The sequence below is a fragment of the Pseudomonas sp. CBZ-4 genome (assembly GCF_000346755.1).
In the GTDB taxonomy this organism is placed as follows: Bacteria; Pseudomonadota; Gammaproteobacteria; order Pseudomonadales; family Pseudomonadaceae; genus Aquipseudomonas.
In genome coordinates this window covers 145,497-157,969 of sequence record NZ_ANNV01000150.1, presented here as the reverse complement: position 1 = coordinate 157,969, position 12,473 = coordinate 145,497, and the positions used below count along the sequence as shown (strand labels likewise).

8 protein-coding genes are annotated in these 12,473 nt (G+C 61.4%); 2 read left to right on the top strand and 6 right to left on the bottom strand.

Features of this window, described 5'->3' with window-relative positions; translation table 11 throughout:
* Position 1: 1 nt before the first annotated feature.
* Entirely contained in the window at positions 2–280 is a 279-nt protein-coding gene (locus tag B348_RS0121300; RefSeq protein WP_017738070.1) for a hypothetical protein, read from the top strand.
* Positions 281–407: 127 nt separating this feature from the next.
* Here B348_RS0121300 and B348_RS0121295 read toward each other — a convergent pair whose 3' ends face one another.
* The gene (locus B348_RS0121295; protein ID WP_017738069.1) at positions 408–1,040 is read right to left on the bottom strand and encodes a flavin reductase family protein; all 633 of its coding nucleotides are present in this window, start codon (positions 1,038–1,040) and stop codon (positions 408–410) included.
* Positions 1,041–1,206: 166 nt separating this feature from the next.
* Between B348_RS0121295 and B348_RS0121290 the strand changes: the two genes are divergently transcribed.
* A complete protein-coding gene (locus B348_RS0121290; RefSeq protein ID WP_017738068.1) occupies positions 1,207–1,962 on the top strand; it encodes a membrane protein in 756 nt (251 codons plus the stop codon).
* A gap of 118 nt (positions 1,963–2,080) precedes the next feature.
* Here the strand turns inward: B348_RS0121290 and B348_RS0121285 are convergent, their stop codons facing one another.
* From B348_RS0121285 to B348_RS01000000130190, 5 genes are all read right to left on the bottom strand, one after another.
* Positions 2,081–3,400 carry an MFS transporter gene (locus tag B348_RS0121285; protein ID WP_017738067.1) on the bottom strand — a complete coding sequence of 440 codons (1,320 nt, stop codon included), beginning with the start codon at positions 3,398–3,400 and terminating at the stop codon, positions 2,081–2,083.
* A 271-nt stretch (positions 3,401–3,671) separates the two neighbouring features.
* The gene (locus B348_RS0121280) at positions 3,672–4,997 is read right to left on the bottom strand and encodes a sigma-54 dependent transcriptional regulator (RefSeq protein WP_017738066.1); all 1,326 of its coding nucleotides are present in this window, start codon (positions 4,995–4,997) and stop codon (positions 3,672–3,674) included.
* A complete protein-coding gene (locus tag B348_RS0121275; protein ID WP_017738065.1) occupies positions 4,982–6,757 on the bottom strand; it encodes an ATP-binding protein in 1,776 nt (591 codons plus the stop codon). The genes B348_RS0121280 and B348_RS0121275 overlap by 16 nt, the downstream gene beginning before the upstream one ends.
* 63 nt (positions 6,758–6,820) lie before the next feature.
* A complete protein-coding gene (locus tag B348_RS01000000130195) occupies positions 6,821–9,664 on the bottom strand; it encodes an RHS repeat-associated core domain-containing protein (protein ID WP_017738064.1) in 2,844 nt (947 codons plus the stop codon).
* Between the two features lie 3 nt (positions 9,665–9,667).
* The gene (locus B348_RS01000000130190) at positions 9,668–12,469 is read right to left on the bottom strand and encodes an RHS repeat domain-containing protein (protein WP_157356539.1); all 2,802 of its coding nucleotides are present in this window, start codon (positions 12,467–12,469) and stop codon (positions 9,668–9,670) included.
* Between the last annotated feature and the right edge of the window lie 4 nt (positions 12,470–12,473).

The window sequence follows — 12,473 nt, the reverse complement described above, 5'->3', positions numbered from 1 at the left end:
AATGGCCGACTTCCCATTGGCCAGGACCTGCAACATGGCACGTAAAGAATTTGCCCACCACGAAGCCGTTTCCGCCGTAGTGCCGGGAGAGGGTGGCTACAGCGCCGCCGTCGCCGTGAAGGCACTGGATGGCATGGGCGCGCCGCGTTTTCACAAGATCCTTGATGGACAGAAGTTCAAGACGGCGTCCGATGCCGATGATGCGGCTGCGTTGCAGCTGGAGCGGTTGGTTGACGTTGACGAAGAAGGCCAGCTTTCCTGGGCTCCTGCCACAGCCTAACCAACACCACTGATCCAAACTGTGGGAGCGGGCTTGCCCGCGATAGCGATCTGTCAGTCACAGCTGTGATAACTGACCCTCCGCTATCGCGGGCAAGCCCGCTCCCACATTTTTTACTGTATTTCAGTCAGGGTTTTGTGGCGCCTGGGCGGTACATCTTGAACAGCGCTTCCGGGCCCAACTGGAAGTAATCCGCTGGGCCACCACCGCGCAAGATCGGCTCGGCGGCGGCAGTGTCATAGACGCCATCCTTGAGCAACCACTTGGCAATATGCACCGCCACCACCTCGCCCAGCACCAGCCAACTCGGCACCAACTCCTTGTCGGCCCGTTGCAGCTGGATAATCTGCGTCACCTTGCATTCAAACGACACCGGGCTCTCGCCGACCCGTGGCACCTGGATGACCTTCGACGCCACTGGCGTCAACCCGGCCAGTTCGAATTCGTTCACCTCAGGCGATACCGCCGCGCAACTCTGGTTCATCTGCTCGGCCAGCGGGCGGGTCGCCAGGTTCCACACAAACTCACCGGTCTGTTCGATGTTATTCAGGCTGTCTTTGCGCCCGACACTGGAAAAGCCAATGATCGGCGGAATGTAGTTGAACGCATTGAAAAAGCTGTAGGGCGCCAGGTTCAGGCGGCCGTCACGGTCGTGGGAAGAAATCCAACCGATGGGCCGCGGGCCGACGATGGCATTGAACGGGTCATGGGGCAGGCCGTGGCCGTTGGCGGGTTCGTAGAAGTGAATATCGTCGGGCATGGCCGGGGTTCCTGCGATCGGGTGTCATGAGGCGCCCATACTGCAAGGCGTGGCGGAGAATTTCCATCGGCGATATGGAATTTTCATACCGCGCCCACCTATTTTTCACAGCTCCCCGTTCAGTCTGCGCGCAATTGAATGACTGCGCCTCGGAGCCTTCCACCCCATGAATAAACTTCCTCAGATCACCCTGGCGTTCTGGGTCATGAAAATCTGCGCAACCACCCTGGGCGAAACCGCCGGGGATTTGCTGTCGATGACCCTGAATGTCGGCTATGCCCTCAGCTCGATGATCCTGATCAGCGTGTTTCTCGTCACCCTGCTGACGCAACTCTGGTCGAAAACCTACAACCCGGTGCTGTACTGGATCGTGATCCTGTCCACCAGCACGGCCGGCACCACCCTGTCGGACTTTATGGACCGCACCCTGGGCCTGGGTTACGCCACGGGGTCGATGATCCTGATTGTGATCCTGATGATCATCTTCGCCATGTGGCACCTCAGCGGTGATTCGCTGAACGTGAACAAGGTGCAGACCTTTCGCGGGGAGTTGTTCTACTGGATGGCGATTCTGTTTTCCAACACCCTGGGCACCGCGCTGGGCGACTTCCTGGCGGACGATTCGGGGCTGGGTTTTGCCGGCGGCGCGTTGTTGATCGGCTCGACCATTGCCGTGGTCGTCGCGCTCAAGTACTTCACGCAGATCTCGTCGGTGTTGTTGTTCTGGGTCGCGTTTGTGCTGACCCGGCCGTTTGGCGCAACACTGGGGGACTTCCTCACCAAACCCCATGAAAAGGGCGGGCTGGATTTCGGCACGATTGGCTCGTCAGCGGTGCTGGCGGCGGTGTTGGTGGTGATGATTGCGGGGGCGTCGTATATGCAGCGGCGGTATGGACGCAAGGCGATGGCTGAGCTGTCCTGATTCAAAACTGTGGGAGCGGGCTTGCCCGCGATAGCGGTGTGTCAGCATCAGTCAATGCTGACTGGCCCACCGCTATCGCGGGCAAGCCCGCTCCCACATTTAGAACTGCATTCAGCTGTTAGTCGGTGGTAATCCGCGAATGCTTTCGGGTGTCTTTCATGGTCACATAGACCACCAGCGACACCGCGATACACGCGGTCACGTACCAGTAATAACCGGTCTCCATGCCAATGCTCTTGAACCACAGCGCGATGTATTCAGCCGTACCGCCGAAGATCGACACGGTCAGCGCATACGGCAGGCCTACGCCCAGCGCGCGGATTTCGGTGGGGAACAGTTCGGCTTTCACCACGGCGTTGATCGAGGTATAGCCGCTGACGATGATCAGCGCAGCCATGATCAGGAAGAACGCGCCCCACCAGGTCTGGATGGTGTGCAGGGTGGTGAGGATCGGTACGGTACACAGGGTGCCGAGGATACCGAACGCGATCAGGATCGGCCGGCGACCCACCTTGTCCGACAGCCCGCCGACCAGGGGTTGGATGCACATGAACAGGAACAGCGTCGCCGCCGAGATGGTAGTGGAGTCGGAAATGCTCATGCCGACGGTGTTCACCAGGTATTTCTGCATGTAGGTGGTGTAGGTGTAGAACGCCAGGGTGCCGCCCATGGTCAGGCCGACCACGGTCAATACTTCCTTGGGGTGGCGCAGCAAGGTGCGCATTGCGCTTTCCTTGGCTTTTTCCTTCTTGGTGAACGACTCGGTTTCTTCCATGCCACGACGCAGGTACAGCGCAACCACTGCACACAGGGCGCCGATGGCGAACGGGATACGCCAGCCCCAGGCGTACAGCTGCTCGGTGGTCAGGGTCTGTTGCAAGACGATCAACACCGCGAGGGCGATGAGCTGGCCGGAAATCAGGGTCACGTACTGGAAGCTGGAGAAGAAGCCACGACGTTCCTTGGTCGCCATTTCACTCAGGTAGGTGGCGGAAGTGCCGTACTCGCCGCCGACCGACAGGCCTTGCAGCAAACGGGCGAGGACCAGCAGGATCGGCGCGCCGATGCCGATGGTGTCATAACCGGGGGTCAGGGCGATCAGCAGCGAGCCGAAACACATCAGCAGCACCGAGGCCATCAGCGCCGCCTTGCGACCTTTGTAGTCGGCATACATGCCCATCAACCAGCCACCGATCGGCCGCATGATAAAGCCCACGGCAAAGATCGCGGCGGTGTTCATCAGTTGTGCGGTAGAGGAGCCGGCGGGAAAAAAGGCTTTGGCGAAGTACAGCGAGAAGGCGGCGTAGACGTACCAGTCATACCACTCGACCATGTTGCCGACGGAGCCACTGAAGATCGACTTGATACGGCTGGAGGTGGTGCGCTCTTTCGCCGGCGCGGCCGCCGACCCCAGAGGCAGGGTGTTGGAGTTATCCATTGAAGGATCCTTCATCTAGTTGTTTTTATGGAGCGTGCCTGGGCACAGCCTGGCTGGGGCTGTAGCAGGAGCTGTGCCAGGTGGATGAAGGCCCGGTCTAGAAGGGTTGGGGGATTTTTTTGAGCGGAAAGTTGCTGATGAATTGGGGGTGATGAGCGGAAATCCGCTTATGGCGGCTGACCTCATCGCAGGCAAGCCAGCTCCCCCATGGGAATGTGTTCACAGATCAAACTGTGGGAGCGGGCTTGCCCGCGATGAGGCCTGAAGGTCGCTAGAGAAACATCTCCCTGACCAACCCATGCCGCTGCATCTTCTCATTCAACGTCCGCCGCGGCAGTTGCAACTCTGCCAGCACCGCCTTGATATCGCCTTTATGCCGCGTCAACGCCGCCTTCAAGCAATGCGCTTCAAACGCTTCCTGCTGCGCCGCCAGCGATTGCCCCGCCTCGATCCCTTCCGGCTCCGGCTCGCCCAACCCCAGCACCTGCCGTTCGGCGACGTTGGCCAGCTCGCGCACATTCCCCGGCCAGTCATGGCTGAGCAGGCGCCCCAGTTGCGCGCCGCTCAGCGGCTCAGCCGTACGGCCCAGGCGTTCGCCCGCGCTGTGGGCGAAGTGCTCGAACAGCAACGGAATATCTTCGCGCCGCTCACGCAACGGCGGCAGGCGCAGTTGCGCGACGTTCAGGCGATACGCCAGGTCCTCGCGAAAACGCCCGGCGCGGGCTTCATCCAGCAGATCGGGCTTGGTCGCGGCAATGATGCGCAAGTCCACGTGGATGCTCTGGTTGGAGCCCAGGCGTTCCAGTTTCTGCTCCTGCAACACCCGCAGCAGTTTGACTTGCTGGGCCAGGGGCATGCTTTCGATTTCATCGAGGAACAGCGTGCCGCCGTGGGCGTATTCCAGCTTGCCGATGCGCTTGCCCTGGGCGCCGGTGAACGCGCCGCTTTCGTGGCCGAACAGCTCGGCTTCAAATAGTTGCTCGGGGATCGCCGCGCAGTTGAGCGCGACAAACGGTTTTTTCGCCCGTGGGCCGAAGTCGTGCAGGCAGCGTGCGACCAGTTCCTTGCCGCTGCCGGTCTCGCCGCGGATCAGCACGTTGACCGGCAGGCTCGCCAGGTCCAGCACTTGCCGGCGCAGGTTCTGCAAACCCCGGGACACGCCGAGCAGTGTCGAGTCCAACTGCGACCGATGATCGGCCTGTTGATGCAGGCGGCGGTTTTCCAGGATCAGCCCGCGCTTGTCCAACGCCCGGCGCAGGCTGTTGAGCAGGGCGTCGGGGCTGAAGGGTTTTTCGAGGAAGTCGTAGGCGCCGTCGCGCATGGCTTCCACCGCCATCGGCACATCGCCGTGACCGGTGAGCAGGATCACCGGCAAGTCGGCGTCGCGGCGCTGCACTTCGGCGAGCAGCTCCAGGCCGCTGAGGCCGGGCATGCGCACATCGCTGAGGATCACCCCGGGAAAATCCCTGGGCAATTGCGCCAGGCATGCTTCGGCGCGACTGAACAGCTGCACCTCAAAGCCCGACAGGCTCAACCACTGCTCGACGGCCGTGCGGATGCTGGCTTCGTCATCGACCACAATCACTGCGTTAAGCATAGGTCGGGCGTCTCCAGCGCAATGGGCAAGGTCAGGGTAAAGACGGCGCCGTCGCCACGGTTGCCGGCGATCAGGCGCCCGCCAAGTTCGTGCACGATGGCGTAGGACACGGCCAGCCCCAGGCCCAAACCGTCACCCACCGGCTTGGTGGTGAAGAACGGGTCGAACACGCTGTTGAGGTGTTCTTCGGCAATCCCGCCGCCACTGTCGCTGACGGTCAGTTGCCACAGTTGCTGGTCGGCGTGCAGGCGGATTTCCAGGCGTTTGCGCGGGGTGTTGGCCATCGCATCGAGGGCATTGCGCAACAGGTTGATCAGCACCTGTTCCAGGCGGATCGCGTCGCCGCGCACCCAGGCCGGCCGGGTCAGGTCGAGCACCACGCCGATGGACTCGTCGCGCAGGCGCGCGTCGAGCAGGTGCAGGGACTGATCGACCACCAGCGCCAGGTCCAGGCGTTCGCGCAGGCCGCTGGGGCTTTTGCGCGCAAAGGTCTTGAGGTGGCCGGTGAGCGCGGCCATGCGCGTGAGCATTTCGTCCAGCGGGGTGAGGGCCTTGTAGGCGTCGTCCACGCGGCCGTGGTCGAGCAGCAGGCGCAAGGTGGCCAGCTGCATGCGCTGGGCGGTCAGCGGTTGGTTGATCTCATGGGCGAGGGCGGCGGACATCTGCCCCAATGCCGCCAGCTTGGCCGATTGCACCAGGCCATCCTGGGCCGTGCGCAGGGCCTGGGTGCGCTCTTCCACCAGTTGCTCAAGCTCTTCGCGGCTGCGCTGGCGCAAACGGGCCAGGCGCCAGCGCTGCGTGAGAAACAGCACGAGGAACACCAGCGCCAGCCACGAACCGGCGGCGGCGAGGCCAGCGTTGCGTTGGTCCTCAAAGGCAAACTGCGGCTTGCGCAGCAAGTGCAGGGTCCAGCCTTCGGCTTTCAGCGGCAGGGATTCCCAGATGTAGTTGGCCTTGCCGTCGGGGCCGTTGACGCGCACCAGGTGGCTGTTGTCGTCAAAGCGCTGCAGCGCCTCGGTCTCCAGGGGCTCCAGTTGTTTCTTGTCGTATTGGCGAGTGGCCTTGAGTTCGGCCAGGTCGGTGGCCGACAGCGGCCGCAGGTTGCGATAACGCCAGCCCGGCTGATTGGCGATAAACACGATGCCACGCGCGTCGCTGACCAGCAGCAGGTCGTTGCCCTGGGCCCATTCGCGCTCCAGTTCGGGGAACTCCAGCTTGACCACCATGGCACCGAGGAACTGCTCGCGTTCATCCACCACCGCGCTGGAGAGGAAATACCCCGGCACCCCGGTGGTCACCCCGACGGCGTAAAAGCGCCCGGTGCCCTGGCTCAGGGTCTGGCTGAAATACGGACGGAACGCGTAGTTGTGCCCGACATAACTGCTCGGCAGGTTCCAGTTGCTGGCGGCCACGGCCAGGCCGGTGCGGTCCATCAGCTCCAGGGTGGACGACTGCGCGGCGCCGTTGATGCGCTCCAGCTTGCGGTTGAGCACGTCCTGGGTGGTGGCATCCAGCGGGCCTTTCAACGCATTGATCATTTCCGAGTCCAGCGCCAGCACGGCGGGCAGGGCGCGGTAGCGTTCGATCAGGGTGTGCAGGGAATTGGCGTACAGCGCAAGTTGCTGATTGGCGCGGGCGGCGTCGTCTACCAACGCCTGGCGTTCGGCGTGGCGGGTGGCGAGTGTCGCCGCACCGATGGCTCCGGCGACGATCAGCAAGGTGTACAGCATCAGGCGCAGCGTGCGGGATGTCGGCATCATGCTATGGAAAACAGGTGGTAACGGGGATCGCACCATAGCATGTGGACGGCATCCGGCATCACGTCAAATTGAACGTCTGCGGCGTAATGGCGCAATGGGCAATTGCGCCATTCGATTGGCCTGTGTCCGGTCAGTCAGCATGTAGATCAGTGGTGAGACGATCCCGCTGCAGTGGTCGCATGACGGGAACTCAGGGTTTGGCGCTTCTACTCTTACCGTGTACATGGCTGTATCGCGCAGCCCAGCGCTGATGCTTGAGCCCTGAGCGTCCAAACGGTGCAAGAGGCTGTTTTGTGCAAGGACTTCGGCATGGGTTCCAGGCACACCCGCATGGGCGGGAAGACGGAAGTTGCTGTCTTGGATGTGGGTCCTCAGTTGCTGTTCGGTAAACGGGTGCATCTTGGTCTTGGTTTGGCCATAGAGTTTTTTGACACCCGTGACCATCGCGTCCAGGTCGGTGACCTCGATACGATCAATGATTGATTCAAGGGTGACGGGCAGCTCTTTTGCGCCATTGAAGCCGGGTATTGGCATGGTTTGGCGAATGGTTTTGCGTGTTGCCGTTTCGTTGGCGCTCATGCCTTGAACAAATCGAAGCCCCGGGAATTTCGTGGGCTTGGCTTGCACGTTGAAGAAAAGGTTTTCTGCGAGTTCATGTTTTAAACTGGTGTAGCCGGCGTGCGCTACCTTTGGCGGGAGTAAGTCTGGGTTGTCTTCATTTTTCAGCCCTTCTCTGGCAATGATGTTTTTCTTCTCCTGCCCGGACGTACCCAGGGTTGCTTCGCGAAACGCGGCGGCACGCTGCATCATATTCGCGGTTTCTGTATTGAATGTGTCGAAGTGGGCCGCCAATGAGGTGTCAGATGACAGCGCAGCCTGCCTGACTGGCAGCGGGGAGGGCGCCGGCGCGAGGTCCAGATAATCCAGGCGGCCTCTTGCCTGGCCGGTGGGGTCGACATAGCTCATCGGGTTGTTTTTCACCATGGCGTACAGGTTCAGCCCGTCCACCGTCCCCGCGGGATCGGGGCTGACCCAGCGCATCATCCACGGCGCGTAATAGCGCGCGCCGTAGTAGTAGAGTCCGCTGGCGTCACGCTCCTTGTTGGAGTAGCGAATGGTCTTGTAGCTGGCTTGTACCTCTGAGGTCGCCGCCCACCAGGCTGTGCCACCGAACGGGTAGTAGCCTTCATTGCTGATGACGCCAGCTGCACTGTCCAGCTCCAGTACCGTCGAGCCCTGTTGGTCGCCCAGGCAATAGCGCATCTGGTCGTTTTCGATGCCCTTGGGCAGGTCCTCTACCCAGTGCAGAAAGCGAATCTGGCTACGACCGGCGTGCAGGTGGATCACGTGATATTTCTCACGATCATCCACACGCTTTATTTCGAGGCCAGGCGAGTAGCGAACTTCACGGATATGGGCCACCGCGCTGGCGCGCGTACTTTGCCATTTGCGCAGGCGATTGCCCTGTGCGCTGTAGGCATAGTGCTCGCGATCATCGGCTGAGCCTGTGCGACTGATCTGGACGACGCTTTGCAACTGGTTGCGGGTGTTCCATTCGAGGGTTTTCCCGGCTGGCGGCAGCGTTTGCAAATTGCCGTCTGCGTCGTAGTGCAGGGTGCGATTGCGCGCCGTGTTGCCTTGGCTCCAGCTCAGGCAGCGGTTGGTGGTGGCGTCGATAGCCATTGCCACGGTATGGCCCTGACCGGTGATGCCGGTGGTATGCACTAGCTTCGTGAGGTTTTCACTGAGGTCGTATTCATATTTCTGGGTATAGTTGCGCAGCCTGTCGAGGCTATCGAGCGGGGCCCAGTCGGGTAAGTCGGGGCGGGTACTGGCCCCCGCTGATTCGTAGCCGGTGGCGCGGATCAGTTGGTAGCGTGAGTTGTATGAAAACGTACGCGTGGGCTCAATGCGCTGGCCGGAAAAATATTCGGTGGTGCGGGTCGCGTCAGTGATTTGGGTCACATTGCCCACCGGATCATAGCTGTAGCTCAGGTGTTGGTACCGCGTTGTGCCCTTCGCTGCCGTTTGTTCGATGAGTCGCCCGCTGGCGGGGTCAAAGGCCCAGTTGCTGATGACACCGTTGCCGGCCTTGTGCTTTTGCAGTTGCCCATCGGCGTGGTAATCGAATTGCTCCAGGACGGTTTGCGGCGCAGAGCCACTGATCACGAGTTGAAGGCGTTCCAGTTGCCCGGCGATATCGAATGTAAAACGTTGCTGATATTGGCGAGCGTCGGTCTGGCGGCTCTGATCGCCTGTTGCGATGTACTCCCATTGGGTTTCAAAAAAGGCGGGTTCAAGCATCGCGTCCTGGGCCTCCGGCAGGTCTGGCCAGTGCGGCAAGTCCAGCGTCTTGAGGTAACGGCGCTTCTCATGTAACGGGGCGCTGCCCAAACCAAAGTCAGGGACATCCAGGCTGCCGGCCGGGTCAAGATGCCTGACCAATTGGCCGCACCGGTTATGCAGGGCGTTCTGTGCCGAGTTGTCGCCGTACACCAAACGCTCGATGGTCAAGCTGGCAGGTTGCGTGCTGCTCTGTTCATGGCGGGCGACGGTTCGCAGTTGACGGTCGTATTCGATCGTTTGCCGGCTGCCTCGCTGGTCCCATCGCCGCAGAACCTGCCCGGCCTCGCCATAGAGTTCCATGCGCCAACCGGAGTCACCGTGCCAGGTGAACAGCGGCACTCCCGAGAGGCCGTGGGTGCGCTGCAGGTCAGGCTCGGATTTGCCGGGTCGGGCATCCCACTGCCTGACCAGCAAGCCCCCCGGGCTGTATTCCTGGCGCTGGATATGGGCCGTGGGCGATTGCCTGGCGTGGGCGCGCAGATAGTTGACTTGCCGCACGGCCAAGCCCCTGGCGTCGTTGGCCGTCAGGGTGGGGGTATGTCGGTCGGCGCCGTCTACCATGGCCTATCTCCTTGCCCTGGCGACAATTTCGCTGTGTTTGTCCATGCGTTGCGGGTAGAAAACGCCCTTGATCTGGTACAGCACTAGTCGCCAGTCTCCACGACCTCCAGCGGTGCCCTCGAAAGAGGTTACGTCCAGGGTATGGATTTCGCGCAATGTGCGTGGGGTGCCTAATTGATAGGTTATGTTCTGATCCTGCTCGGTATCGTAGCCATACTTATGGTAGTTGGCCGCCGAGATGGAGCGGCTGAACTCCTCAAGGACGCTTCGGATTTTTTCTTGTTGAGCGGTATTCCAATTCAGGAAGTGGGGGCTGTTGAAAAAAACGTCGGTGTCTATCGTGGCGCCTCTTTGTCGGGTGGCGGCTGCCGCAACGGGTTGCACGACCTCTTCGATGGCGGCGATCCGGCTGGTTTTTTTGCTGGAAACCTTGGTGGTCGCCGCCACTTCAAAGGGTGAGTACGCCGCCGGTTCGACGGTTTTTTTGACCGGCGCTACGACCGGTGGGGCGTCGCGCAGTTTGATCGAGGGAAACACGCCCTTGGCAATTTGTTTCAGCAGGTTGATGTCACTGGCGTTGGACAGGTCAGTCGCGTGCTGGAGGTTTTTCGGTACGTAGGCCCACACGGCTCCGTCGTTGAGTTTTCTCACTTCCGAGGGCCGCCCGGCAGGCAGCTGTTTGTTGAAGTCCTGTAGTCGCGCCTGTTCGGTCGGGTGCAGCTCGATACCTGGCGTTAGACGCGCGGGCTCAGGCGTGGGCGCGGCCCCTCTGAAATAGGATGCGGCGGCAGCGACTGCCGCCACCACTGCGGAGACGCCGGCGATCAAGTACGCGACTTCCGCATTCAGGCCTTGGCTGTCCACCTTGGTGACCGGGCTGTTATGCACCATGCAATAAAGATTGAGGCCGTCTGCGGTTCCGGCCGGGTCCGCGCTGATCCAGCGCAGCAGCCAGGGCGCGTAGTAACGTGCGCCGTAGTAATAAAGGCCGCTGTTGTCACGCTCCTTGCCGCTGTAGCGCAGGGTCTTGTAGTTGGCATGGATCTGCGAGCGCGCTGCCTGGCAGGCCGTGCCGCCGTAAGGGTAATAGTCTTCGTGGCTGAGTAATTGGCCGTCACTGTCAAGTTCTGTCAGGCAGGATTGTTGATGGTCCGACAGGCAAAAACGCAGGCTGTCTTGGTCAATACCGGCAGGCGAGCCGTCAGGCCAGTGAAGGCAGTACACCTGGCATAACCCGACTTGCAGCCTGATAACGTGCCTGTCTTCACGGCCATCCTTGGTGTGGAGGGTGAGCCCCGGCAGGTCATGCGCCTTGTGTATGTGGGTGATAGACGCTGCCCGGGTGCTCTGCCATTTGCGTATCCGGTTGCCATCGGCTGCGTAGTTGAAGTGCTCGAAATCATCCTCGTCGTCCTCACGGCGCAGCATGACCACGCGCTCCAACTGATCCCGCGGGTTCCAGGTCAACGGTTGCGCACCGGGTTGCAGCACCTGCAGGTTGCCGCTGGCGTCGTAGGTCATCGGGATCGGCTGGACGGCGTCGTCACCCTGGCTCCAACGCAGCACGCGATTGCTTGAGGGATCAACCGCCATGCCCCGCGTATGGCCTTGGCCAGGGATGGGGCTGGTGTGCACCAGCTTTGTCAGGTTGCCACCGTCGTCGTAGGTGTAGTGCTGGGTGTACGAACTGCGCCGGCTGAGATCAATCGGTGTAATCAGACCGGGGAGTTGTGGTTGGGTGGTGGCTCCAGGGGCTTCAACGCCGGTGGCGCTGATAAGTTGGTTGAGGCTGTCGTAGGTAAAGTGCCGAGTGTTGTCTGCCCGGTGGTTGGCTGCGTAGTGGGTCGCTTGCAGCTTATCCGTCAGCGAGGTCAGGTTGCCCACGGGGTCGTAGTGATACTGCGTGTGCTGGCGCACGAGTTGATCCTTCATCGCCAGGATGCGCGCAAGGCGGCCGTCTGCCGGGTCGAAGTCGAACTGACTGACGACGCCATTGCCGGTGGTGTATCCCAGTTGTCTGCCGTTCGCGCCGTAGCGAAGGTTACCTACGATCAGTTGCGCAGCCGAAGTATGCTTGAGTTGCAGGGACAAGCTTTTGAGTTGCCCCGAGACGTCAATTGCAGACAGCTGGCGATGACCCTTTGCATCGGTTTGCAGCAGCGTTTCGTTTAGCGCGTTGTAGTGCCAGGCAGTGTCGTAGGCCGTCGGCTCCAGCGCGTTACGTGCACGTATCAGGTCGGCGGGCCAGTCCACAGGAGTAAGGCTGAGTGCAAAGCTGCGCGCCTGGCTCAAGGGCGCTCCGGCCAATGCAAAGTCCGATGTAGACAGCAAACCGCCGGGGTCGTAGTGATGAATCAACCGCCCGCATCGATTGTGGCTCGCCGACTGCGCAGAGCTGTCGCCATAGATGAGGCGCTCCAGGGTTCGCCGGGGTTGCTGGTGCGCGGTCTCGTGACGCGCAACGGGGCGTAGCTGTGAGTCGTAGTCGGTTTGCCAGTGGCTGGCGCCTTGGTCCCAGGTTTGCAGCACTTGCCTGGCTTCACCGAGCAAGCGCAGCTGCCAACCGGCGTCGACATTGCGGCTGAGCAGGCGTGCGCCGCTCAGGCAGTACACGTTGGTCTGGCTCGGTGATGTGCCAAGCCGTGGGTCGTGCTCGCTGAGTACCTGCCCGGCGCCGTCGACGTGTTGGCGGTGTATGCGCAACTGGCTGTGTGTGGCACCCGGCAACCGGCAGTACTGCACCTGCCTGACGTTAAAGCCGCGGCTATCAACAGCGCTGAGGGCGGGGGTGCGAGTGGCGTTCACGGCG